The sequence below is a fragment of the Streptomyces sp. NPDC051211 genome (genome assembly GCF_040689505.1).
Lineage (GTDB): Bacteria > Actinomycetota > Actinomycetes > Streptomycetales > Streptomycetaceae > Streptomyces.
The window spans coordinates 162,729-187,618 of record NZ_JBFBAV010000007.1 but is presented as its reverse complement, the minus strand read 5'-3'; the positions used below and the strand labels follow the sequence as shown (position 1 = coordinate 187,618).

Annotated in this window: 18 protein-coding genes; 9 read left to right on the top strand and 9 right to left on the bottom strand. The window is 72.1% G+C overall.

All coding sequences use genetic code 11. The features are described 5' to 3' along the window. The first annotated feature begins 3 nt into the window (after positions 1-3). Positions 4-918, top strand: a complete 915-nt coding sequence (locus AB0447_RS10435; RefSeq protein WP_366476162.1) for a MerR family transcriptional regulator — start codon at positions 4-6, stop codon at positions 916-918. A gap of 106 nt (positions 919-1,024) precedes the next feature. On the opposite strand, the gene AB0447_RS10430 is transcribed toward AB0447_RS10435, so the two are convergent. Further along, the gene (locus AB0447_RS10430; protein ID WP_366476161.1) at positions 1,025-1,774 is read right to left on the bottom strand and encodes an aquaporin; all 750 of its coding nucleotides are present in this window, start codon (positions 1,772-1,774) and stop codon (positions 1,025-1,027) included. Between the two features lie 143 nt (positions 1,775-1,917). On the opposite strand from AB0447_RS10430, the gene AB0447_RS10425 reads away from it, so the two are divergent. From AB0447_RS10425 to AB0447_RS10415, 3 genes are all read left to right on the top strand, one after another. Then, positions 1,918-2,466 (top strand): RNA 2'-phosphotransferase, encoded by a 549-nt coding sequence (locus AB0447_RS10425; RefSeq protein WP_366476160.1) that lies wholly within the window; start codon positions 1,918-1,920, stop codon positions 2,464-2,466. A 120-nt stretch (positions 2,467-2,586) separates the two neighbouring features. Then, on the top strand, positions 2,587-4,452 hold the full coding sequence (locus AB0447_RS10420) for an HSP90 family protein (protein WP_366476159.1): 1,866 nt from the start codon (positions 2,587-2,589) through the stop codon (positions 4,450-4,452). Continuing rightward, positions 4,449-7,394 carry a tetratricopeptide repeat protein gene (locus AB0447_RS10415; RefSeq protein ID WP_366476158.1) on the top strand — a complete coding sequence of 982 codons (2,946 nt, stop codon included), beginning with the start codon at positions 4,449-4,451 and terminating at the stop codon, positions 7,392-7,394. The genes AB0447_RS10420 and AB0447_RS10415 overlap by 4 nt, the downstream gene beginning before the upstream one ends. A 60-nt stretch (positions 7,395-7,454) precedes the next feature. On the opposite strand, the gene AB0447_RS10410 is transcribed toward AB0447_RS10415, so the two are convergent. Further along, complete coding sequence (locus AB0447_RS10410; RefSeq protein ID WP_366476157.1) at positions 7,455-8,357, bottom strand: LLM class flavin-dependent oxidoreductase; 903 nt, start codon at positions 8,355-8,357, stop codon at positions 7,455-7,457. A gap of 64 nt (positions 8,358-8,421) precedes the next feature. Between AB0447_RS10410 and AB0447_RS10405 the strand changes: the two genes are divergently transcribed. Then, on the top strand, positions 8,422-9,315 hold the full coding sequence (locus AB0447_RS10405) for a Cof-type HAD-IIB family hydrolase (protein ID WP_366476156.1): 894 nt from the start codon (positions 8,422-8,424) through the stop codon (positions 9,313-9,315). 108 nt (positions 9,316-9,423) lie between these two features. On the opposite strand, the gene AB0447_RS10400 is transcribed toward AB0447_RS10405, so the two are convergent. Genes AB0447_RS10400 through AB0447_RS10385 form a run of 4 tightly spaced genes read right to left on the bottom strand, consistent with a single transcriptional unit; the run spans position 9,424 to position 17,447 of the window. Further along, the gene (locus tag AB0447_RS10400; protein WP_366476155.1) at positions 9,424-11,139 is read right to left on the bottom strand and encodes a GAF domain-containing protein; all 1,716 of its coding nucleotides are present in this window, start codon (positions 11,137-11,139) and stop codon (positions 9,424-9,426) included. A 10-nt stretch (positions 11,140-11,149) separates the two neighbouring features. After that, positions 11,150-14,896, bottom strand: coding sequence for a thiol reductant ABC exporter subunit CydD (cydD, locus tag AB0447_RS10395; RefSeq protein WP_366476153.1), 3,747 nt, complete (start codon positions 14,894-14,896; stop codon positions 11,150-11,152). A gap of 16 nt (positions 14,897-14,912) precedes the next feature. Continuing rightward, the gene (gene cydB / locus AB0447_RS10390; RefSeq protein ID WP_366476152.1) at positions 14,913-15,920 is read right to left on the bottom strand and encodes a cytochrome d ubiquinol oxidase subunit II; all 1,008 of its coding nucleotides are present in this window, start codon (positions 15,918-15,920) and stop codon (positions 14,913-14,915) included. A gap of 18 nt (positions 15,921-15,938) precedes the next feature. Beyond that, entirely contained in the window at positions 15,939-17,447 is a 1,509-nt protein-coding gene (locus AB0447_RS10385; protein ID WP_366476151.1) for a cytochrome ubiquinol oxidase subunit I, read from the bottom strand. A gap of 193 nt (positions 17,448-17,640) precedes the next feature. Here AB0447_RS10385 and AB0447_RS10380 point away from each other — a divergent pair, with 193 nt between their 5' ends. Beyond that, positions 17,641-18,009: a cyclophilin-like fold protein gene (locus AB0447_RS10380; protein WP_366476150.1), complete on the top strand. Its 369-nt coding sequence runs from the start codon at positions 17,641-17,643 to the stop codon at positions 18,007-18,009. 27 nt (positions 18,010-18,036) lie between these two features. Here the strand turns inward: AB0447_RS10380 and hisC are convergent, their stop codons facing one another. Beyond that, positions 18,037-19,119: a histidinol-phosphate transaminase gene (gene hisC / locus AB0447_RS10375; RefSeq protein ID WP_366476149.1), complete on the bottom strand. Its 1,083-nt coding sequence runs from the start codon at positions 19,117-19,119 to the stop codon at positions 18,037-18,039. A gap of 350 nt (positions 19,120-19,469) precedes the next feature. Here hisC and AB0447_RS10370 point away from each other — a divergent pair, with 350 nt between their 5' ends. The 3 genes from AB0447_RS10370 (at position 19,470) to AB0447_RS10360 (ending at position 22,918) form a co-directional block, all read left to right on the top strand. Next, positions 19,470-20,585 carry a LacI family DNA-binding transcriptional regulator gene (locus tag AB0447_RS10370; RefSeq protein WP_366476148.1) on the top strand — a complete coding sequence of 372 codons (1,116 nt, stop codon included), beginning with the start codon at positions 19,470-19,472 and terminating at the stop codon, positions 20,583-20,585. Positions 20,586-20,746: 161 nt separating this feature from the next. After that, positions 20,747-21,964: a metallophosphoesterase gene (locus AB0447_RS10365; protein ID WP_366476223.1), complete on the top strand. Its 1,218-nt coding sequence runs from the start codon at positions 20,747-20,749 to the stop codon at positions 21,962-21,964. A gap of 141 nt (positions 21,965-22,105) precedes the next feature. After that, entirely contained in the window at positions 22,106-22,918 is an 813-nt protein-coding gene (locus AB0447_RS10360) for a hypothetical protein (RefSeq protein WP_366476146.1), read from the top strand. 26 nt (positions 22,919-22,944) lie between these two features. Here the strand turns inward: AB0447_RS10360 and AB0447_RS10355 are convergent, their stop codons facing one another. Both AB0447_RS10355 and AB0447_RS10350 read right to left on the bottom strand, forming a co-directional pair. Continuing rightward, the gene (locus AB0447_RS10355) at positions 22,945-23,625 is read right to left on the bottom strand and encodes a hypothetical protein (RefSeq protein WP_366476145.1); all 681 of its coding nucleotides are present in this window, start codon (positions 23,623-23,625) and stop codon (positions 22,945-22,947) included. 206 nt (positions 23,626-23,831) lie between these two features. Beyond that, the gene (locus tag AB0447_RS10350) at positions 23,832-24,872 is read right to left on the bottom strand and encodes an aldo/keto reductase (protein WP_366476222.1); all 1,041 of its coding nucleotides are present in this window, start codon (positions 24,870-24,872) and stop codon (positions 23,832-23,834) included. Between the last annotated feature and the right edge of the window lie 18 nt (positions 24,873-24,890).

Genomic DNA, 24,890 nt, shown 5'->3' with positions numbered 1-24,890 from the left:
GGATTGTCCGATCAGGCTGTAGCCGAGTACCGGATCGAGGATCTGGCGCACCACAGCGGGGCGACGGTGCGCACCATCCGCGCGTACCAGGACCGCGGGCTGCTGCCGAAGCCGGAGCGGCGGGGCCGCTCCAACGTGTACCGGGACACGCATCTGGCGCGGCTGCGCCAGATCGCCGACCTGCTCGACCGCGGCTACACCCTGGCCTCCATCAAGGAGCTGCTGGAGGCCTGGGACGCGGGGCGCGGGCTGGGCGGGGTGCTCGGTCTGGTGGCCGAGGTGCACGGGCCGTGGACGGACGAGGAGGCGGCCCGGATCTCCCGGGAGGAGCTCAACGAGCGGTTCGGCGGCCGGTCGGACGACCGGGCGGTGGACGAGGCCTGTGAGCTGGGGGTGCTGGAGCGGGTCCCGGGGTGCCAGGACGAGTTCCTGGTGCCTTCCCCGCAGGAGCTGGCCGTGGCGGCGGAACTGCATGCGGCGGGAGTGCCGCTGGCCGCCATCACCGGGCATCTGCGGGAGCTGCGCGGGCAGGTGGAGCACATCGCGTCGCGGTTCCTGGAGTTCACCACCGAGCACGTCTTCGCCCGCTACCTGGGCCAGCACCCGCCGACGGACGCGGATGCGGCGGAGGCCGCGACGATGGTGCGGCGGCTGCGGCCGCTGGCGCAGCAGACGGTGGATGCCGAGCTGGCCCGGGCGATGCGGCTGTTCGCGACGCGCCATCTGCAGCGGCATCTGGGGGCGGTGGGCCAGCCGCATCCGAGCGGCCCGGCTCCGGTGGCCCTGCCGGCCGAGACGGTGCGGGCGGTGCAGGAGCTGGTGGGGGCCGAGCATGTGGCGGCGTTCGTCCGGGCCGCGACGGAGCGGGAGCTTCAGGCCCGGACGATGAACGATCTGGCGAGGCGGGGCAGCGCGTAGTCCACAGCACTGAGCCGTCCACAGGGTCGTCCACAGGTCGGATCACTCGTTTGCGAGCAATTCCCACCTAAACGGCTGTGGACAAGCCCCTCAACCTGTGGATGATTCAACTGGCCGTCTCGTAGGCCTGGTTGAGCGGGGTGGTGGCGATCGGGGCGGAGGCGGCGGGCCGGCGGCCGTAGAGGACGGCCGCCAGGACCAGCCCGAGGACCCCGCCGAGCAGCTGGGCGGCGACGAAGCCGGGCAGCGATTCGGGGGCGATACCGGTGAAGGAGTCGGTGAAGGAGCGCCCGATGGTGCCGGCCGGGTTCGCGAAGGAGCCGGAGGAGGTGAACCAGATCGCGGCCGCGATGTAGGCGGCGACGGCGGCGGGGATGAGCCGCGGGCGGCCGATGCGGCCGAGGCCCTGGATGACCAGGACCAGGCCGGCGGTGGCGACGATCTCGCCGATGAGCAGGTGGCCCCCGTCGCGGACCTGGGTGGCGAAGGTCCCCGGCGTACGGCCGAACATCGCTTCGGCGAGGAGGGCGCCCGTGATCGCGCCGGCCGTCTGCGCGGCGGTGTAGAGGAGGGCCTGGCGGCCGGTGAGGCCGTCGGGGTCGCCGCCGCGCCGGCCCCACCAGGAGGTGAGGGTGACCACGGGGTTGAGGTGGGCGCCGGAGAGCGGGCCGAAGAGGGTGATGATCAGACCGAGCCCGATGGCGGAGGCGAGCGAGTTGGCGACCAGGGCCACGCCGACGTCGGCAGTGAGGGCGGCGGCCTGGATTCCGGAGCCGATCACCACGACGAGCAGGGCGGCGGTGCCGATGAATTCGGCGGCTGCCCGGCGGGCGAGTGAGGCGGGGGCGGCGGTCATGGAGTCTCCCTCGTGGCAGACGCGCGGCAGAGTTCAGCGGAAAATATATTCCGCATCTTGGAAGTGCGATAGAGGGTGTCCACGCCGGCTCAAGGGCCGAAAATGCCTGCCCCGGGCACCACCGACCAGGCACCCTGTGGGCCATGGATGAGAAACGCACCGTAAAGGTGTCCAAATACGTCTCGAAACACCTCCGACATCAGCCGGAACGCATCGGACTGGTGCTCGATCCGCAGGGCTGGGTGGAGATCGACGATCTCCTGGAGGCGGCCTCCCGCCACCACTTCCCCTTCAGCCGCGCCGAACTCGACCACGTCGTCGCCACCAACGACAAGCAGCGTTTCGCCGTGGACGGCACCCGGATCCGCGCCAGCCAGGGCCACACCGTTTCCGGAGTGGACCTCGACCTGCCGGAGGCCGAACCGCCCGCGTACCTGTACCACGGCACGGTCGCCGCGGCCCTGGACGCCATCCGCACCGAGGGGCTGCGCCCGATGCGCCGCCACCACGTCCACCTCTCCCCCGACCGGGAAACCGCCACCCGGGTCGGCGCCCGCCGCGGCCGCCCCGTCGTGCTCTCCGTGGACGCCGCCGCCATGCGCGCCGCCGGGCACGTGTTCCGGCTCAGCGCCAACGGAGTGTGGCTGGTGGACGCCGTACCGCCGGAGTTCCTGAGCCTGCCTCGAGGCTGACCGGCAGTCGGAAATTCCCCAAGAGATTGTCCGACCCTCCCCCTACGCTGATCTCCACGATCTGTGAGGGGGGGTCCTCGCGGTCGCCCCACCCACCGTGCGCACCCGAGGTGACATCTCATGACGCCCGTGAACAGCTTCCAGGTCGACCTGCGCGGCCTGGTCGACCTGCTCTCCCACCACCTCTACTCCAGCCCGCGCGTCTACGTCCGCGAGCTCCTGCAGAACGCAGTCGACGCCGTCACCGCCCGACGGGCCTGGCAGACACAGCAGGACGCCGAACCGGCCGCCGAGATCCGCATCCGGCTGACCGCCTCCGCCGGCCGGGTCTCCATCGAGGACAGCGGCATCGGCCTCACCGCCGAAGAAGCACACTCCCTGCTCGCCACCATCGGCCGCAGCTCCAAGCGCGGCGGCAGCGGTGCCGTCGACGAACTGCACGGACTGGAGACCGCCCGGCAGGAGTTCCTCGGCCAGTTCGGCATCGGACTGCTCGCCTGCTTCGTCGTCGCCCGCCAGATCCGCGTGGTCACCCGATCGGCCCGCGACCCGAAGGCCGCCCCCGTCGAATGGCTCGCCACCGACGACGGCTCCTACACCGTGCGCGAACTCCCCGACGAGGCCCGCCCCGAGCCCGGCACCACCGTGTACCTGGAGGCCCGACCCGGCGCCGAGGAGTGGACCGCCCCCGCCCGCGTCGAGCAGCTCGCCCGCGACTTCGGCGCCCTCCTGCCGTACGAGATCACCTTCGAGGACGGCACGGGCGAGGCACCCCGCCCGATCACCGACCGCCCGGCGATCTGGGACCGCGCATTCCCGACCCCCACCGCCCGCCGGGTCGCCCTCGCCGGGCACTGCGCCCAGCTGTTCGGATTCACCCCGCTCGACACCATCGACCTGGACCTGCCGGTCGCCGGAGTGCGCGGAGTGGCGTACGTCCTGCCCGAGCCGACCAGCCCCGCCCACCGGTCCGGGCACCGCGTCCACCTCAAGGGCATGCTGCTCACCGAGAAGGCCGACAACCTCCTCCCGGACTGGGCCTTCTTCGTCCGCGCCGTCCTGGACACCGACTCCCTGCGCCCCACCGCCTCCCGGGAAAACCTGTACGACGACGAGACGCTCGCCGCCGTACGGGAAGCCCTGGGCGCCCGGATCCGGGCCTGGCTCGCCGACCTCGCCGCGAGCGAACCCGAGCGACTGGCGGCCTTCCTGAGCGTGCATCACCTCGGCGTGAAATCCCTCGCCCGGCACGACCCCGAACTGCTGGGCCTGATGCTGCCCTGGCTGCCCTTCGAAACCAGCGACGGCTCCGTGAGCCTGGAGGAGTTCGCGGCCGCCCACTCCGACATCCACTTCACCCGCACCGTCGAGGAGTTCCGCCAGATCGCGCCGATCGCGGCCGCCCACGGCCTCGGCGTGATCAACGCCGGCTACACCTACGACGCCGACCTGCTGGCCCTGCTGCCCACCGTGCGGCCCGGCATCAAGGTCACCGAGCTGGATGCCGGAGCCGTCACCGACCGCCTCGATCCGGTGCCGACCTCCGCCGAACTGGCCCTGGCGCCCTTCCTGGCCACCGCCCGCACCCGGCTGGAAGCGCAGAGCTGCGACGTGGTGCTGCGCGCCTTCCAGCCGGTGGCCGTACCCGCCCTGTACCTCGACGACCGGCAGGCCCGGCAGGAGCGCGACCGGGCGGCCGCCGAGGAGAGCGCCGACTCCCTCTGGACCGGAATCCTGGGCGCGCTCCGCGGCTCCGCCCCGCGCGCCCGGCTGGTCCTCAACCACAACAACCCGCTGGTCCGCCGCATCGCGGAACTGCCCGACGAGGCCCTGACGGCCACCGCAGTGGAATCCCTCTACGGCCAGGCCCTGCTGATGTCGCAGCGCCCGCTGCGCCCCGCCGACTCCACCCTGCTCAACCGGGCCTTCCTCGGGCTCCTGGAATGGGCGACCCACTCTCCCGAGGCCAAGGAGGACCGCGCATGAGCACCATGACCTCCGACGAGGTACGCCGCGGCCTGGTCGAGAACCGGCAGGCCCCCTACGGCACCGCGCGCTGCGCACACGCCGAGGCGCTCAGCGCCGCCGCCGAGGCCACCGGGGACCGTGCCCTGCTCCGCCAGGCCCTCGACAACCAGATCGACGCCTACGAGTTCACCGCCGAGCGGACCAAGATGCTGGTCCCCTTCGCCCGGCTGCTCGCGGAGTACGACCGGGACCCGGCTGCGTTCTCCCAGTGGGAGACCCACTCGCTGTTCTGGCAGTTCAAGTGGGTGGCGACCGCCATCGCCAACTCCCCGGAGATCTCCCTCGAATCCGGGGCCGGCTGGATCGCCGAGATGGAGCGCCGCTACCGGATCGCCGGCTACAGCGAGCGGCCGGTACGCGAGGCCGAGCTGTTCCTCGCCGAGGCGATGGCCGACGACGCCCGCGCGCAGCGGGCCGCGGAGGCCTTCATGGCCGCCAAGCGCGACGCTATGAGCGACTGCCACGCCTGTGAGCTCAACACCCAGGGCTGGTTCTGGTCCCACCAGGGCGATGACACCAGGGCCGTCGAGGTCTGGCAGCCGGTCCTGGACGGCGAACGGAGCTGTGCCGAGGAACCCCACCGCACCCTGGCCAACTCCCTGCTGCCCCTGCTGCGCCTGGGCCGGTTCGACGAGGCCCGCGCACACCACCTGCGCGGCTACCGGATGGCGCGCGGCAACGAAAGCCTGCTCCGCTCCATCGGGAAGCACATCGAGTTCTGCGCGCTGACCGGCAACGAGTCGCGGGGGCTGGAGATCCTCTCCGAGCACTCCGCCCACCTGCGCCCCCTCGCCGACCTGGAAGCCCGGGTGACGTTCTACGGCGGCGTCCTCGTGCTGCTGCGCCGACTGGCCGAACTCGGGCACGGCGACGGGCCGGCCGCCCCGTTCGAGGGCACCCCGCGGACGGTCCACGAGCTGTACGAGATCCTGCACGCGGACGCCCTGGACATCGCCCGCCGCTTCGACGCGCGCAACGGCAACTCCCGGGTCTCGGAGCGGTTCGCCGAGCGGATCGCGCAGCAGCCGCTGGTGGACCTGCTGCCGCTCGGAGTGCGCAGCAGCACGCTGCCCTCGGGGCCCGTAGTGCGCGCGGTGCCGACAGCGCCGGCCCCGCATGTTTCACGTGAAACAACGACCACCTTCGCCGAGTTGGTGGCCGCGGCCCGCGCCGCCCGCGCCCAGGGGCACCCGGCGGCCGACGCGGCCTGGGAGGCCGTTTCGGCCCGCGCCGGTGAGGAGCGCGTGGACGCGGTGCTGGCTGCGGATCTGCTGGAACACCGGAGCCTGGCAGCCGCGGAGGCCGGCGACCCGTCGGCCCGGCAGCTGCTCGCCGAGGCCCGGGATGCACACCGGGCTGCCGGGCAGGAGGACCGGGCGGTGCTGGCGGAGCTGTGGCTGGCCTCCGCGGCGGCGCAGTTCGGAGCCGCCCCCGAGGAGGTCCGGGCACTCCTGGCGGTGGCGGCGGCCTCCGCCGCGGCCATGGACGCCGAGGAGCCGCTGCGAGCCCGCCGGATCGCATCGGTGGAGCTGCTCCGGATCCGTCTGGAGTCCCATCTGCGAGGGGAACAGCAGGGGGTGGACACCCGGCTGATTGCGGACCTGACGGATTTCCTGGCCTCTTTCGGGACCTCGGAGGACACCGAGTCGCTCGCCGACCTGCTGGCCGACACCGAGGAGACGCTGGCCCGGCTGGCCCTCGTCGAGGGCGACCCCGGGCGAGCGGAGGCGCTCCTCGCCTCGGCCGCCGACCGGGGTCTCGGCACGGGTCGGCCGTGGCTGGCGGTGGACCCCCTCGCGCTGCGGGCCGGGGTGCTGATGTCGCTGGACCGTGCCGAGGAGGCGGTGGAGGCGGCCCGGGCCGCACTGGCACACGAGGCCGAGCTGCCCGAAGCCGGGCGGCAGGGTGCCGTACGGCTGACCCTGGCGGACGTCCTGCTGCGCACGGGCGAGCCGGCGGAGGCCGCTGCGCATGCCCTGGAGGCGGCCCACCGGTTCGACCAGGCCGGGGCGACGGCCGGCGGCGGTGCCCAGGCCCGGCTGTTGCTGACCCGGGCGTACAGCCGGTTGGAGCGCCGGGCGGAGGCGGCCGAGGTGCTGCAGTCGGCGCTGCCGGATCTGCTGGAGCACGGCGAGCACCAGGCGGTCCATGCCCGGGAGCTGCTCGGAGACCTGCTGCGCGAACTGGACGACCCCCGGGCGGCCGCTGAGCAGTACCTGCAGGCGGCGGAGATCGCCGAGGGCTGGGAGGACCCGCGCCCGCAAGCCGGTCTGGCCCATGCGGCGGCGGAGGCGCTGTCCGGCGCCGGGCTGGTGGCGCAGGCGGTCGCCGCGTACGAACGGGCCCTGGAGCTGCACCGCGCTGCGGGGGACAACCCGGTGGCGGTGGTCCGCGTCCTGCGGTCCCTGGCCTGGCTGAACGTGCGGGAGGAGTCCACGGACGCGACGGTCGCGCCGGCCCGGGCACGGATGGCGGAGGCGGCCGAGCTCCTGGACGGGACGACGGACCCCCAGCTGCAGTACGAGCTCGCCCAGACCTGGCATCAGCTCGCGGTGCTCCTCGACCAGCAGGTGGATGCGCAGGAGGACGACGAGTACCCCGGCACGTCGGCGCCGGCCGAGACGCCGGCGGCGGGGGAGATCCGGGAGCTGCGCCTGGAGGCGATCGGCCTGTGGGACCGAGCCGCCGCCCTCTACGCCGTCCTTGGCCCGGACTACCTGCAGCAGCGCTTCCAGTGCCTGAACGGAATGGCCTGGTCGGAGCGCGAACTGGGCCGTGCGGAGGCGGGCGCCGCCCGCTTGGACGCACTGGCGGCGGAGGTCCGGGCGCTGCCGGAGAACACGGCGCCGGACTGGATAGTCCCCCAGGCGGAGGAGATGGCCAAGAGCCTCCGCTCCTGACCCGTGCCGTGCCGTGCCCGGGCCCCGCAGCGGTGCGGGGCCCGGGCACGGCGCCTAGGCTCAGCCCAGCTGGGCGACGGCTTCGGTCGCGATCCGTTCGAAGACCGCCTCGTCCGCCGCGAAGGCCGAGTCCGCGATCGGCGCGTGGATCACGATCTCGGTGAAGCCGAGCTCCCGGTGGCGGCCCGCGAAGTCGACGAAGGCGTCGAAGGAGTCCAGGACGGAGTTCTTCTCCGGGGTGAACCCCGTGAGCAGGATCTTGTCGAGTTCCGCGACGTCCCGGCCGGTCTCCGCACACGCCTTGCCGAGCTTCTCCAGCTGCCCGCGGATGGCCTCCACCGACTGCTCCGGAGTGCCCTCCTCGTACAGCTTCGGGTCACCCGTGGTCACCCAGGCCTGCCCGTGCCGGGCGGCCAGCTTCAGGCCGCGCGGGCCGGTGGCGGCCACCGCGAACGGCAGCCGGGGCCGCTGAACGCAGCCGGGGATGTTGCGGGCCTCCTCCGCGGCGTAGAACCGGCCCCGGTGGCTGACCGAGTCCTCGGTGAGCAGCCGGTCCAGCAGCGGCACGAACTCCTCGAAGTGGTCGGCCCGCTCGCGCGGCGTCCAGGGCTCCTGGCCCAGCGTGCTCGCGTCGAAGCCGTTGCTGCCCGCGCCGATGCCGAGCGTGATCCGCCCGCCGGAGATGTCGTCCAGCGAGATCAGTTCCTTCGCCAGCGTGACCGGGTGCCGGAAGTTCGGCGAGGTGACCAGCGTGCCCAGGCGCAGCCGCTCGGTCGCGGTGGCGGCCGCGGTCAGCGTGGGGACGGCGCCGAACCACGGACCGTCGCGGAAGCTGCGCCAGGCCAGGTGGTCGTAGGTGTAGGCGGTGTGGAAGCCGAGCTGCTCGGCGCGCACCCACTGGTCGCGGCCCCCTTCCTGCCACCGACGTACCGGGAGGATCACAGTGCTCAGACGCAGACTCATGTCTCAGAGCCTACGGCGGTGGGAGCGCCGACCGCGGACGGTAGCGCGCCCGCGGCCTCCCGCCATGGGCGAAGATGGACCCGTGACCTCGGCTTCCCAGCGCCCTGACGGGCAGGCACCCGCGACCCGGCTCATCGCCACCGACCTCGACGGAACCCTGCTCCGGGACGACAAATCCGTCTCGGAACGGACCGTCGCCGCGCTCGCCGCGGCAGAGGCGGCCGGGATCGAGGTGTTCTTCGTCACCGGCCGGCCGGCCCGCTGGATGGACGTGGTCAGCGACCACGTCCACGGACACGGGCTCGCCATCTGCGCGAACGGCGCCGCCGTCGTCGACCTGCACGACGAGGGCCGGATCATCGAGGTCCGGCCGCTGGCCCGGTCCGCCGCCCTCGCCGTGGTGCACGCCCTGCGCGCGGCCGCCCCCGGCACCTCCTTCGCGGTCGAGCTGACCACCGGCATCCACTACGAGCCCCACTACCCGCCGTTCTTCCAGGACCCCGGTGCCACCGTGGCGGCCGCCGAGAAGCTGCTGCACGAGGAGCCCGGTGGGCACGCCGCCCCGGTGCTGAAGCTGCTCGCGCACCACGCGGAGCTGTCCCCGGACGCGTTCCTGGCACTGGCCCGGTCCGCGGCCGGCGTGCACGCCTCCATCACCCGGTCCAGCCCCACCGCCCTGCTGGAGATCAGCGGGCCCGGGGTGTCCAAGGCCAGCACCCTCGAGATGTGCTGCGCGGAGCGCGGCATCTCCCGCGCCGAGGTGGTGGCGTTCGGGGACATGCCGAACGACGTGGAGATGCTGACCTGGGCGGGCACCTCGTACGCCATGGGCAACGCGCATCCGGATGTGATCGCGGCGGCCTCCGGGCGGACGGTCGCCAACAACGAGGACGGGGTCGCCGTCGTCATCGAACGCATCCTCGCCGACCGCGCCCGCCGCGCCGGAGACACCGCCTAGAGCGGACCCGGCCCGGCGCAAACCCGGCCCGGCGCGGACCCGGCCGAAAGCAGGCTCGGCCCGGCGCGGACCCGGCCGAAAGCAGGCTCGGCCCAAAGCAGACTCGGGCTAAAGCGGGGCCTCCCACACCAGGGTGGTCCCGCCGCCGTCCTCCCCGATGCCCGGCCCGTACGAGCTCGAGCCGCCCAGCGACTCGGCGCGACGGCGCAGGTTCCGCAGTCCGCTGCGCCGGCCGCCCTCCGGGATGCCGACGCCGTCGTCCGCCACCTCCAGCCGTACCCCGGGCCGCCCGTCCGGCAGGGTCACGGTGCAGTCGAGGACAACCTCGATCCGGGAGGCCCCGGCATGCCGGAAGGCATTGGACAGCGCCTCCCGCAGCGCCGCGATCAGGTTCTTGCCGACCAGCTCGCCGACCATTGCGTCGACCGGGCCGAGGAACCGGTGGGAGGGCTTGAAGCCGAGCGGCACGGCCGCCATGTTGATCTCCCGGAGCACCCGGGTGCGGAACCCGGACGGCGCCTCGGCCGGCCCCTGCTGCAAGGCGAAGATCGCCGTGCGGATCTCCTGGATGGTCACGTCCAGCTCGTCCACGGCCTTGCCGACCCCGTCCCGCACCTCGGGCACGATCGACCGGCGCTGGGCGCCCTCCAGCATCATCCCGGTGGCGAACAGCCGCTGGATCACCAGGTCGTGGAGGTCGCGGGCGATCCGGTCACGGTCCTCGAACACCGCCAGCCGCTCCCGGTCGCGCTGTGCCTCCGCCATCATCAGCGCGAGCGCCGCCTGGGAGGCGAACTGGGTGGCCAGGGTCCGCTCGGACTCGCTGAACGGCCGCTCCCCCAGCCCCCGCGGGGTCACCAGCGCCCCCAGCACCCGGCCGCCGCTCTGCAGCGGCAGCATCATGCACGGCCCGTACTGGCTGGTCAGCCGGCCGATCATGCGCGGGTCGGCGGAGGCGTCGTCGACGAACACCGGCTCGCCCTGCAGCAGTCTCTCCACCACGGGGCTCTCGGCCGGGATGAGCACCCCGAGCGAGGTGGCCGGGTTCTCGGCGGAGACCGCGACGATCTCCATCCCGCCGTCGCCGGCCGGCAGCATCACGATGCCCGCGGCCGAGTCGGCCAGGTGGCGGGCCTGTTCGGCCACCACGACGAGCGCGTCGTCCGCGTCGCCGCCCGACAGCAGGGCGGTGGTGACGGCGACCGAGCCGTCGATCCAGCGCTCCCGCTGGGTGGCGGCCTCGTAGAGCCGGGCGTTGCCGATGGCGATCCCCGCCTCGGTGGCCAGCACCCGGACCATGTGCACGTCGTAGTCGTTGAACTCCTCGCCGCCCCGCTTCTCCGCCAGGTAGAGGTTGCCGAAGATCTCGCCCTGCACCCGGATCGGGACGCCGAGGAAGGTCTTCATCGGCGGATGGTGCGAGGGGAATCCGGCCGACCGGGGATCCTTCGTGAGGTCGGCGAGCAGCACCGGGTCGGGATGCCGGATCAGCGCCCCGAGCAGGCCCCGCTTGCCGTCCGGCCGGTGCCCGATCAGCCGGGCCTGCTCGGCGGACATGCCGTGGGTGACGAAGTCGGAGAGTCCGCGGCCCTCGGTGTCGACCACCCCGATGGCCGCGTAGCGGGCATCGGCGAGCTCGGCCGCGGTCTCGCAGATGCGGTCCAGGGTGGAGTGCAGTTCGAGACCGGTACCGACCGAGCGCATGGCCTCCAGCAGTTGCGGTACGCGGGCGGTGAGCTCGGTGGACAGGCCCTGCAGACTCCGGGTGGCCTGAGTGGCGGCCTCCATCGGGTCCGGGGACTCCTGCGACTCCTGCACTGACATGCCCTTGAGCCTAATTAGTCCCTTTTACCGAGGAAAGTCGGCCGTCGGACAGGTCGGCGGGGCCGGCCACCGTGCCCGCCATGACCCCGGCGGCTCCGGCCGCGGCGAGATCGGCTTCCCGTTCCCGGTCCAGCAGCCTGCGCAGCGGCCCCTCGATCGCGGCCAGCTCCTCGTACGCCCCGCGCTGGACGATCCGCCCGGCGTCCAGGACCAGCACCTCGTCCACCTGCTCCAGCCCGGCCAGCCGGTGCGTGATCAGTACCGTGGTGCGGCCCTCGGTGGCGGCCAGCAGATCGGCCGTCAGGGCGTCCGCGGTCTCCGTGTCCAGGTGCTCGGCAGGCTCGTCGAGGACGAGTACGGGGAAATCGGCGAGCAGCGCCCGGGCCAGCGCGAGCCGCTGCCGCTGGCCGCCGGAGATCCGCTCGCCGTGTTCGCCGACCAGGGTGTCCAGGCCGTCGGGCAGCGCGTCCGCCCACTCCAGCAGCCGGGCCCCGGCCAGCGCCCGGCGCAGCTCCGGCTCGGTCGCGCCGGTCCGGGCCAGCCGCAGGTTCTCCCGTACGGAGCTGTCGAAGAGGTGCGCGTCCTGGGCGCACAGCCCGACGAACCGGCGCACCTCGTCGCTGTCCAGCGCGCGGGCGTCGGTCCCGCCCAGGGTGTAGGTGCCGTCCGACGTCTCCAGGAAGCGGAGCAGCAGCTGGGCGAGGGTGGTCTTGCCGGAACCGGACGGCCCGACCACGGCGATCCGCCGGCCGGCCTCCAGGGTGAGGTCGATGCCGTGGACCGCGTCCCGTTCCTGGCCGGGGTACCGGGCGGTGATCCGGGCGAGCCGCAGCGGGAACGGGGAGGCGGGCGCGGGCTCGGCCCGGTCCGGCTCGGTGACCGGCACCGGCGCGTCGAGCACCTCGTACACCCGCTCGGCGCTGCGGCGGACCCGCTGGCGGTACTGGACGGCGAGCGGCAGCCCGGTGACGGCCTCGAAGGCGGCCAGCGGGGTGAGCACCACCACGGCCATGGCCACGCCGGACAGCCGGCCGTCGGCCACCGCCGAGGCGCCCGCCACGGCGGCGAGCACCACGGTGATCCCGCACACGAGCGCGGACAGGCCGCTGCCCAGTCCGGTGGCGGCGGCGCCCCGGGCCGCGATGGCGGTGAGCGTACGGTCGCTCTCCCGCACCTGTGCCTTACGGCCGGCCAGCGCGCCCGCGACGGTGAGCTCGGCGGTGCCGGACAGCAGTTCCGCCACCCTGGTGGCGAGTTCGCCCCGGGCGGGCGCGAGCCGCCGCTCGGCCCGCCGGGCCACGGCTGCGCCGATCAGGGGGATACCGACGCCGGCGGTGAGCAGGCCGAGTGCCAGTACGGCCCCGGCCTCGGGCAGCAGCCAGCCGGTGAACGCCACGGAGCCGGTGCCGACGAGGAGCGCGGTGCCGACCGGCAGCAGCCAGCGCAGCCAGTAGTCCTGCAGGGCGTCGGCGTCGGCGACGAGCCGGGCCAGTAGATCCCCGCGGCGCTGCTCGCGCAGTCCGGCCGGGGCGATCTGCTCCAACCGCCGGTACACGGAGACCCGCAGGTCGGCGAGCATCCGCAGGACGGCGTCGTGGGAGACGAGCCGCTCGGCGTACCGGAACACCGCCCGCCCGATGCCGAAGGCACGGGTCGCCGTGACGGCCATCATGAGGTAGAGCACGGGCGGCTGTTGGGAAGCCCGCGAGATCAGCCAGCCGGACACGGCCATCAGGCCCACGCTGCAGCCGACGGCCAGCGCCCCGAGCAGCAGACCCAGCCCGAACCGCCCGCGCGAGGCCTGCGCGGCCGCCCGGACCCGCCGGAGCGGATTCCGCCCCGCGCCCGCTGCCCCCGGACCGCCGAAGCCGGCTTCCGCGCCCTCGGCTCCGCACTCCGGGCCGCCGGAGGGTGCGGCGGCCGGCTCACCGGCCGGCCCCTCGGCCTCCGCCGACGGACCCAGGATCCAGGCCCCGGGATCCGAGACCGTTCCCCGCCCGGCACCGGCTTCGCCGGCCGCGTCCGGGGCCTGCCCCGCAGGAACAACACCAGGAACAACACCAGGAACCGGACCAGGGACCGGCTCCGCCAAGGCAGGCGATGCCGTTTCCAGCCGCACCACCCGGTCCGCGACCGCGAGCAGCGCCGGCCGGTGCACCACCAGCAGGACGGTGCGGCCGGCGGCGAGCCGCCGTACCGCGTCCACCACGCCCGCCTCGGTCTCGCCGTCCAGCGCCGCCGTCGGCTCGTCCAGCAGCAGCACCGGCCGGTCCGCCAGGAAGGCGCGCGCCAGCGCGAGCCGCTGCCGCTGCCCCGCCGACAGCCCGGCCCCGCCCTCGCCGAGCACCGCCCCGGTACCCCGCGGCAGCGCGGACACGAACTCCCAGGCTCCCGCGTCCCGCAGGGCCGCGACCACGGCCTCCTCGGACGCGTCCGGGCGGGCCAGCCGTACGTTCTCGGCGATCGTGCCCGCGAACAGGTGGGGCCGCTGCGGCACCCACGCGATCCGGGACCGCCAGTCCTCCAGGGCCCCGGGCGAGAGCTCCGCCAGGTCGGCACCCCCGGCCCGCACCCGCCCCTCGGTCGGCGCCACGAACCCCAGCAGCACCGAGAGCAGCGTGGACTTGCCCACCCCGCTCGGTCCGGTGAGCGCCACGCACTCGCCGGGCCGGACGGTGAGGGTGACCGGCCCGGGCGAGGTCTCCGCCCGGCCGGGGTACCGGACGGCCACGCCCTCGACGGACAGGTCCACCGGCCCGGCCGGTACCGCTCCGGAGCCGCTGCCTCCAGGCAGCGGGGTCTCGAGGACTTCGAAGATCTCCTCCGCGGCCGCGAGTCCTTCCGCCGCCGCGTGGTACTGCGCGCCCACCTGCCGCAGCGGCAGGTACGCCTCCGGAGCCAGGATCAGGATCACCAGGCCCGTGTACAGATCCAGCTCGCCGTGGACCAGCCGCATCCCGATCGTCACGGCCACCAGCGCCACCGACAGGGTGGCGAGCAGCTCCAGCGCGAAGGAGGACAGGAACGCGATGCGCAGGGTCCGCAGGGTCGCCCGCCGGTACTCGGCGGTGATGGTGCGGATCGCTTCGGCCTGCGCCTTGGCCCGGCCGAACACCTTCAGCGTGGGCAGTCCGGCCACCACGTCGAGGAAGTGCCCCGACAGCCGGGAGAGCAGCCGCCACTGCCGGTCCATCCGGCCCTGGGTCGCCCAGCCGATCAGGATCATGAACAGCGGGATCAGCGGCAAGGTGACCACGATGATGGCCGCCGACACCCAGTCCTCGGTGACGATGCGGGCCAGCACCGCCACCGGGACCACTACGGCGAGCCCCAGCTGGGGCAGGTAGCGGGAGAAGTAGTCGTCGAGCGCGTCGACGCCCCTGGTGGCCACCGCCACCAGCGAACCGCTGCGCTGCCCGCTGAGCCAGCCGGGCCCCAGGTCCGCGGCCTGCTCCAACAGCCGGCCGCGGAGCTCCGACTTGACCGCCGCACTGGCCCGGTGTGCGGCCAGTTCGGTCAGCCAGGCCACCAGGCCGCGCCCCAGCGCCACCGCCGCCAGGAGCAGCAGGGGCGTCCGGAGCGCGTCCCCGTCGAGGCCCCGCTCGAAGGCCCCGACCACGATCTCGGCGAGGAGCATCGCCTGGCCGACGACCAGCCCCGCCCCGGCCAGGCCGAGTGCCACCACCGCGCCGAGGAACATGCGGGTGGAGCGGGCGTACCGGAGCAGGCGCGGGTCGATCGGTTTCACGTGAAACATGCCCCCTTGGCAGGAGTCAGTGGGCTTGGGCTTCGGCGATGTGCTGAGTGCCGATCCGCTTGCGGAACACCCAGTAGGTCCAGCCCTGGTAGAGGAGCACCAGCGGAGTGGCGATGCCCGCGCACCAGGTCATGATCTTCAGCGTGTACGGGCTGGACGAGGAGTTGGTGACCGTCAGGTTCCACGCCTCGTTCAGCGAAGAGGGCATCACGTTCGGGAAGAGCGTCAGGAACAGCATCGCGACCACGGCGGCGATGGTGACTCCGGACAGCGCGAACGACCAGCCCTCCCGCCCGGCGAGGTTGGCGCCGAGGGCGCCGACCAGGGCGAGCACCGCGACGACCATCGCGGCGAGGCTCGTCCCGTCGCCCTTGGACACCTGCGTCCAGATCAGGAAGACCAGGGCCAGCACTGCGGTGACCGCGCCCAGCCCGGTGGCGAGCTTCCGCGACCGGTCCCGGATCTCACCCACCGTCTTCAGCGAGGTGAAGACCGCGCCGTGGAAGGTGAAGAGGGTGAGGGTGACCAGGCCGCCGAGGATCGAGTAGACGTTCAGCAGGTCCCAGAGGGTGCCGACGTACTCCATGTCCTGGTCGATCTTCACGCCCCGGGTGATGTTGGCGAAGGCCACGCCCCAGAGGAAGGCGGGGATCAGCGAGGTCCAGAAGATCGCGCGTTCCCAGTTGGTCTGCCACTTCTCCTCGGGCCGCTTGGCCCGGTACTCGAAGGCGACCCCGCGGATGATCAGGCAGATCAGGATGATCAGCAGCGGCAGGTAGAAGCCGGAGAACAGGGTGGCGTACCACTCCGGGAAGGCGGCGAAGGTGGCACCACCGGCGGTGAGCAGCCAGACCTCGTTGCCGTCCCAGACGGGTCCGATGGTGTTGATCAGGACCCGCTTCTCGGTGCGGTCCCGGGCCAGCAGCTTGGTCAGGACGCCAACACCGAAGTCGAAGCCCTCCAGGAAGAAGTAGCCGATCCACAGGACGGCGATGAGCACGAACCAGACGTCGTGGAGTTGCATGGTGTGGTCTCCTCAGCCTCAGTACGAGAAGGCCATCGGCCGGTCGGCGTTCTTGTCGTCGCCGCCGATCTTGGTGGGCGGGTTGAGGTCGGACTCGGTGAGCTCGGGCGGGCCGGCCTTGACGTACTTCACCATCAGCCGTACCTCGATGACCGCGAGCACGGCGTAGAGCAGGGTGAAGCCGATCATCGAGGCGAGCACCTCTCCCTGGGAGACGTGCGGGGACACCGCGTCCCTGGTGCGCAGCACTCCGTAGACCACCCAGGGCTGGCGGCCCATCTCGGTGAAGATCCAGCCCCAGGAGTTGGCGATCAGCGGGAAGCCCATCGTCCAGAGGGCGACGATCCAGTACAAGCGGCCGAACTTCGGACTCAGCGCCTTGTTCTTGAAGAGGACGAGGTTCGGGACCTCGTCCTCGCCGGTACGCAGGGCCGGCGGCAGCAGGAACTTCTTGCGGGTCAGCCAGAGCCCGAGCATGCCGAGGGTGAGCGAGGCCATGCCGAAGCCGATCATCCAGCGGAAGCCCCAATAGGCGACCGGGATGTTGGGGCGGTAGTCCCCGGGGCCGAACTTCTCCTGCTCGGCCTTGTTGACGTCGTTGATGCCCGGGACGAACGAGGTGAAGTCGTCGTTGGCCAGGAAGGACAGCAGTCCCGGGATCTCCACCGCGACCTTGTTGTGGCCCTTGTCGACATCGCCGTACGCGAAGATCGAGAACGGCGCGGGCGCCTCGCCGTCCCAGAGCGCCTCGGCCGCGGCCATCTTCATCGGCTGCTGCCTGAACATGACCTTGGCGAGCAGGTCGCCGCTGATGGCGGTGCCCATTCCGGCGATGATCAGGGTGATCAGGCCCAGCCGCAGCGAGGTCCGCATGACGGGTACGTGCTTCTTCCGCGCCAGGTGGAAGGCGGAGATGCCGACCATGAACGCGCCGCCGACCAGGAAGGCGGCCGTGATGGTGTGGAAGAACTGGGTGAGCGCGGTGTTCTGGGTGAGCACCAGCCAGAAGTCGGTGAGCTCGGCCCGCCCCCGCTCCTCGTTGATCCGGTAGCCGACCGGGTGCTGCATCCAGGAGTTGGCCGCGAGGATGAAGTACGCGGACAGGACGGTGCCGATGGACACCATCCATATGCAGGCCAGGTGGATCTTCTTCGGCAGCTTGTCCCAGCCGAAGATCCACAGGCCGATGAAGGTCGATTCGAAGAAGAAGGCGATCAGCGCCTCGAAAGCCAGCGGGGCTCCGAAGACGTCACCGACGAACCGCGAGTAGTCGGACCAGTTCATGCCGAACTGGAACTCCTGGACGATGCCGGTGACGACACCCATCGCGATGTTGATCAGGAAAAGCCTGCCCCAGAACTTGGTGGCCTTGAGGTACTTCTCCTTTTCGGTGCGCACCCAGGCGGTCTGCAGGCCGGCGGTCAGCGCGGCGAGCGAGATCGTGAGGGGAACGAAGAGGAAGTGGTAGACGGTGGTGATGCCGAACTGCCAGCGCGCCAATGTCTCCGGCGCCAAAGCTAGGTCCACGTCGTCTTCTCCTTACATTCGCCGTGGTCACAGCGGGCAGACTGCCTGGCGGGTTCCTCCCATACGGGGAGAAGCAGGACACGCTTGTGAACGCGTTCACATTCACAAGCAATTATGACGCACGCCCTCTTCGATCATTCATCCGGGGGGTCCACCTCTAGCCAAGAAATTCAACAGAATGTTGAATATGGCCATGCAGATTCGTATCTCCTGGCCCGCGGGCCAGCTCACCGCCACCCTCGACGAGACCCCGACCACCAAGGCCCTCGCCGCCGCGCTGCCGCTCTCGGCCACCGCGAACACCTGGGGCGAGGAGGTCTACTTCGACACCGGCGTGTCCGTCGCGCTCGAGCACGACGCCCGGCAGGTCGTCGACCCCGGCACGGTCGCCTTCTGGACCGAGGGGGACGCGCTCGCCCTCCCCTACGGCCCCACGCCCATCTCACGCGGAGGCGAGAGCCGCCTGGCGAGCCCGTGCAACGTCCTGGGCTCCTTCGACGGCGACCCCCGCCTGCTGGCCACCGTCCGCGACGGCGACCCCATCCGTGTGGAACTGGCCTGACGCCGGTCCCACACGGACCTGAGCCGACTACAGCTCCTTGAAGAAGGCCTCCGCCGTATGCAGGAAGAGGTCGTTCGCCTCGGTCTCACCGATCGTGACCCGCAGGCCCTCGCCCGCGAAGGGCCGGACCACCACACCGGCCTTCTCGCAGGCCGCCGCGAACTCGGCGGTCCGCTCCCCCAGCCGCATCCACACGAAGTTCGCCTGGGTCTCCGGAACCACCGTCCAACCCTGCGCGAGCAGGGTCTCGTACACCCGGTTCCGCTCACAGACCAGCGAGCCGACCCGCCCCAGCAGCTCGTCCTCGGCACGCAGCGAGGCCACCGCCGCGTCCTGGGCGAGCTGGCTGACACCGAAGGGCACCGCCGTCTTGCGCAGGGCCGCGGCCACCGGCTCGTGCGCCACCGCGAAGCCGACCCGCAGGCCGGCCAGCCCGTACGCCTTGGAGAAGGTACGCAGCACCGCGACGTTCGGGCGGTTGCGGTACAGCTCGATCCCGTCCGGCACCTCGGCGTCCCGGATGAACTCCTTGTACGCCTCGTCCAGCACCACGAGCACGTCGGACGGCACGCGGTCCAGGAACCGCTCCAGCTCGGCCCGGCGCACCACGGTGCCGGTCGGGTTGTTCGGGTTGCAGACGAAGATCAGCCGGGTCCGCTCGGTGATCGCGTCCGCCATCGCGTCCAGGTCGTGCACATCGCCCGCGGTCAGCGGCACCTGCACCGGCGTCGCCCCGGAGATCCGGGTGATGATCGGGTACGCCTCGAAGGACCGCCAGGCGTAGATGACCTCGTCGCCCGGGCCGGCCGTGGACTGGATCAGCGACTGGGCCACGCCCACCGAGCCGGTGCCGGTGGCGATGTGCTCGACCGGGACGCCGAAGCGGTCGGCCAGCTCGTTCACCAGGCCGGTGCACGCCATGTCCGGGTAGCGGTTGAAGTTCGCCGCCGCCGCGACCGCCTGCTCCAGCACCCCCGGCAGCGGCGGATACGGGTTCTCGTTGGAGGACAGCTTGTAGGCCACGGGCCCGCCGGCGGCGGCGGGCTTCCCCGGCTTGTACGTGGGGATGCCATCCAGCTCGGCGCGCAGCTTCGGGCTCTTCTCGCTCACCGCAGGTCCTCCTCGACCTTCCCGTGCAACTCAATACTGCTCACCTTATGAGGATTCCGCCCGCCCGAAAACGGCGGGCGCCAGGAAAGAGGGGGAGCGCGCACATATATGCACGCGCCGGTGGCCCGCGCCGTGGCGCGCGTCCCTCGTACAGGTGAGTTGAGACCAGTCCGAGACCTCACCGACTTGGCATGCCCGTCACCGACGACAAGCGGCCTCATTACCCACAGCAAACAACTTCCTTCATTTCCAAGGTCATTCGGGGTGGCGAACCATGCAGAATCGTGCCTGTCAACGCGTGCATATGCATCCGGACCAGCCACCCCGCCGAGCCCTACTATCGGCTCGCCATGACAGCAGCAGGGAAGCATCAGGTGAGCCGGACCGAGACCACCCGGCGGGCCGCCGGCCGACAGGGCCGGGCCGGCATCAGGGACGTGGCGGCCGCGGCCGGCGTCTCGATCACAACCGTCTCCGACGCGCTCAATGGCAAGGGGCGGCTCCCGGACGCCACCCGCCGCCACGTCCGCGAGGTCGCCGACCGGCTGGGCTACCGGCCCTCCGCCGCCGCCCGCACCCTCCGTACCGGCAAGTCGGGCCTGATCGGCCTGACCGTGACGACGTACGGGGATGAACCTTTCACCTTCACCGAGTTCGCCTACTTCGCCGAGATGGCCAGGGCCGCCACCTCCGCCGCGCTCGCCCGCGGCTACGCCCTGGTCATCCTCCCCGCCACCTCCCGCCACGACGTCTGGTCCAACGTCGCCCTGGACGGCACCGTGGTCATCGACCCCTCCGACCACGATCCCGTCGTCACCGAGCTGGTCCGCCAGGGCCTCCCGGTCGTCTCCGACGGGCGCCCGGCCGGCTCCCTCCCCGTCACCGCCTGGGTCGACAACGACCACGAGGCCGCCGTACTCAACCTGCTCGACCACCTCGCCGCCGCCGGCGCCCGCCGCATCGGGCTGCTCACCGGCACCACCACCGACACCTACACCCGGCTCTCCACCACCGCCTACCTCAAGTGGTGCGAGCGCGTCGGCCAGGACCCCGTCTACGAGTCCTACCCCGCCCACGACCCGTGCGCCGGCGCCGTCGCCGCCGACCGGCTGCTCGCCCGGCCCGACCGGCCCGACGCCGTCTACGGCCTCTTCGACCCCAACGGCACCGACCTGCTGGCCGCCGCCCGGCGCTACGGCCTGCGCGTCCCCGACGACCTGCTGCTGGTGTGCTGCAGCGAGTCGACCGTGTACGCCAACACCGAGCCGCCCATCACCACCCTCTCCCTCAAACCGCGCCGGATCGGAACCGCCGTGGTGCAGCTCCTCATCGACGCGATCGAGGGCGTGGACACCGGCCGGCCGGTGGAGCAGGTGGTCCCGACCGAACTGATCGTCAGGACTTCTTCGCAGCGCAGGCAGCCCCGCACCACCGTCAGCCCGCCCCGCTCACCGGCCCGTGACTGAGGCAATTCGGGAGAAAATAGGCGGAAGGCCCGCTTCCGCCCAGGATTCACCACCCCTGGTGCGTCACAGAGCGCGAGCTGCATTCCTATGATGGGCGCACGACATCACGGACCCTCCGCGCCGGAGGGCAGGAGGGTCCGCAGGTGTACGGCAGCGCGACGGTGGTGGAGGGGTCGATGACTCAGGGGGCCGGTCAGGGACCCGTGATGCGGACGGACACGCTGCGGGACTTCCGGGTCCCCGCCGTCCCGGCCGTCGCCGAGGCACCCGTGTACGGCGAATACCCCGCCTATTACGAGGACACCGCACCCGTACCGCCTGCCGTGCCGCCGGCCGCCCCGGCGGCCGTCCCGGCGGCCGTCCCGCCGCAGCCCGGGTACGCGCCCTCGTACGACGACCAGGGCGACCGGGGGAGCGGCCCCGCCGACCACGAGGACCCCGACGGCTACACCCCGACCCAGCGCGACCTCCCCGTCATCGGCCGCGGCGCGGCCGGCGGCCCCGGGGACACCGTCCAGGTGCAGTACGTCCCGCAGGACGCCCCGGACGCCGGCCCCGGCCCGCTCTACGTCGTCGGCGACGTCCACGGCTACCTCGACGAGCTCGTCACCGAGCTCCGCGCCCAGGGCTTGATCGACGCCGACGGCCACTGGTCGGCCGGCACCGCCCGGCTCTGGTTCCTCGGCGACTTCACCGACCGCGGCCCGGACGGCATCGGCGTCATCGACCTGGTGATGCGGCTCTCCGCCGAGGCCGCCGCCTCCGGCGGTTACTGCAAGGCCCTGATGGGCAATCACGAACTGCTGCTCATCGGCGCCAAGCGGTTCGGCGACACCCCCGTCTCCTCCGGCGCCGGCACCGCCACCTTCCAGGCCGCCTGGCTGCTCAACGGCGGCCAGCGCACCGACATGGAGCGACTGGAGGACGTCCACCTGCAGTGGATGTCCCGGCTGGACGCGGCGGCACTGGAGGACGGCCACCTGCTGCTGCACTCGGACACCACCGCCTACCTCGACTACGGCAGCTCCATCGAGGACATCAACGACCGGATCCACGAGCTGCTCAACCTCAACGACGCGGACGAGACCTGGGACCTGTTCCGCAAGTTCACCAAGCGGTTCGCCTTCCGCGACCAGGAGACCGGACCCGTCGAGGTCCGCAAACTGCTGGACACCTACGGCGGCCGACGCGTGGTGCACGGGCACAGCCCCATCCCCTACCTGCTGGGCGAGGTCGGCACCGAGGACGGCGACGAGAGCCGCGGACCGGAGACCGTCGTCGGCCCGCACGTGTATGCGGACGGGCTGGCCATCGCGATGGACGGCGGGGTCACCATGGCCGGGAAACTCCTGGTCGTACAACTTCCGCTGAACGACTGATGGTTGTTATTTCCTGAAAGCCCCTGTCAGAGGGTGCCGCGGTCGCTCTACCATCGCTCTATCCGTAGCAGGCTCTCCTCCGTTTGTGCCGGCCGCCCGGTGGACACACGGGCAACACCGGCCCCTGCGGAGCATCGGGGGATGCACATGACCAGCGCTGGGCACCTGCTGAACGAAGACCGCCCGGAGTTCGCACGACTCCTCGACGAAGTGCTGCGCACCGCACACGAACGGCCGGAGCTCGCCCTGGTGGGCGAACGGCTCAACGCCGAGCAGCTGCGCACGATGGCGATCAACGCCAGCGTGCTGCTGACCACCGCGGCCTCCCCCGAGTACGACCACTACGTGAAGGTACGAGGAGAACTGCGCGAGGCGTCCCTGGCCGCACACTCGGCGGCGGCGGCGGACGTCGCGGCGGACGGCCCGGCCGGGGCGGGGGTCAGCGCGATGATCGCGGTACTGGCGCCCGTACTGGCCGGCACCGCCATGGTGATCTTCCTGCTGGTGGGCTACATCCTGAAGATGATCGAGCCCCAGCCGGCCTTCGCCGAAACCATCATCACCACCGGCTGGCTGTTCGGCGCGCTGACCGCCGTGGCCCTGCTCTGCGCTGCGGCCGGGCTGCTGGTGACGGCCGTCCGCAACCGGGCCACCGAGGTGGCGGCCGACAGCGGGGACACGGTGCCCGACGAGGTGTCGCGCGCCCGCGAGGCCTGGCGGCTCGCGCTGCTGGAGCGGGGCATCATGCCGTTCCTGCGCGATGCCCTGGCCGATCCGGGGGCGGCGGGCCTTCCGGTGCCGCACACGCCGAGGGCCGGGCGCATCCCCGATCTGGGGTACACCCGGCCCGATTTCACCAGCCCGGGACCCACCTCGCAGGGGTCCCGGCCCGGCTACACGGCTCCGGACTTCACCAGCCCGGACTTCGGCGGCCCGGAACGCGAGCCGGAGTAGCCTGCCGGCTCGGCGCCGCCTTTACTTCAGTGCTTCACCGTGGGCGGCGGGGGCGGCGGGTCGCCCGGGTTCGGCTGGACGGCCGGGTCGTCCCACACCCCGTCGCATTCGAGTTCGTTCTCACCCGGGTCGACGTTGCAGAAGGTCTCCCAGATCACACCTCCCGTCGTGACCACCTCGATCACCAGCCGGTTGGCCTGGTGGCCGATGGAGATCGCGCAGGCGCCGGACGGGAACCTGCCCTGCGGATTGAGGGTGAGGTCGTACCAGGTCCAGGGCCCCACCGTGACGTTCTGAACCTCGCGGATGCCGGCGTACGCGTTGCCGTCGCCGGGGAGCACCGCCTTGAACTCCCGGTCGTTGTTGTCCCGTACGGAGTCGATGTCCACACAGGCGCCGTCGCCCTTGGGACCGCGCGGTCCCGGCGGGCCGGGCGGGCCGACCAGGCACTTCGCCTTCTTGGGCGGGTCGGCCGTGGCCTTCCCCTTCTTCTCCGGCCCGTTCATGACCGGCTCGCACTCATCGTGCCCGTCGGCCGGGCTCGCCTGCGTGACCGGCGGCCGGAACCCCGGCACGGCCGCCATCGCGGGGGTGGTGATCCCTGCCAGCACCAGCGCGGCCGTTGCGAGGGTGCCACCCGTCAGCCGGGCCGCCCGTCTGGGCAACAGGCCGGTGAAAGTTCTGCTCGTCCTGCCTTCAGGACTCATGCGCCGCTCCTTGCGACAACCGGAAAACCGGATCGGATGATGCTCAGGAAGTCGGACAGCACTTCCGGGGCCATCCTGAGGACCACCGCCACCGCCGCGGCGCCGCCTCGCCCGTTTGTCAGCGGATCGGCCCATCACCGGCCCCCCACTTGGGTGCCCGGCGGTGCCACGCGGCCCGGCCCGGAACACGATCCGTCGGGCTCCCCCTAGCGGTCCGCGGCCGGCCGGCGCCGCTGGGCCGGGTCGGTCAGGGCGGTGGGCCGCCAGGCGCCGTCCGCCTGGTACAGGTTCGTGCCCGGCGGCACGATCTCGTCGATCCTGTCCAGGGTCTCGTCGTCCGGCACCACCGACACGCCCTTCACCAGGGATTGCATCTGCTCCATGGTGCGCGGCCCGATGATCACCGAGGTGACCGCCGGATGCACGAGCGGGAAGGCGACGGCGAGCTCGGGGAGGGTGCATCCGATCGCCTCCGCCACCTCGATCAGCCGCCCGGCGGCCTCAAGCTTCGCGAGGTTGCCGGGCACGGCGGGGTCGAAGCGCCCCGGCGTCAGTGCTGCCCGCCCGCTGGTCAGGTCGACCTCCCGGCCCGGCCGGTACTTTCCGCTGAGGAACCCGGAGGCCAGCGGACTCCAGGTCAGCACGCCCATCCCGTACCGCCGGGCGACCGGGAGCACGTCCTTCTCCACCCCGCGCGCGAGGATCGAGTACGGCGGCTGCTCGGTCCGGAACCGCGGCAGGGCGCGCCGCTCGGACACGTGGTGCGCCTCGGCGATCTCCTCGGCGGGGAAGGTGGAGCAGCCGAAGGCGCGGATCTTCCCCTCGCGCACGAGGTCGCCGAGCACACCGAGGGTCTCCTCGATGTCCGTCCGGGGGTCGGGCCGGTGCACCTGGTACAGGTCGATCCAGTCCGTACCGAGCCGGGTGAGGCTCTCCTCCACGGCCCGCACCAGCCAGCGCCGCGAGTTCCCGCTCCGGTTGCGGCCCTCGCCCATCGGGAAGTGGCCCTTGGTGGCGAGCACGACGTCCTCGCGCCGGCCCTTGAGGGCCTTGCCGACGATCCTCTCGGACTCTCCGGCGGAGTACATGTCGGCGGTGTCCACGAAGTTGATGCCCTCGTCGAGCGCCGCGTGGATGATCCGTACGCAGTCGTCGTGGTCCGGGTTGCCGACCGCGCCGAACATCATCGTGCCGAGGCAGTGCACGCTCACCTCGATGCCGGTCCCACCCAGGTTTCTGTATCGCATCGTCATACCGGCGCACCC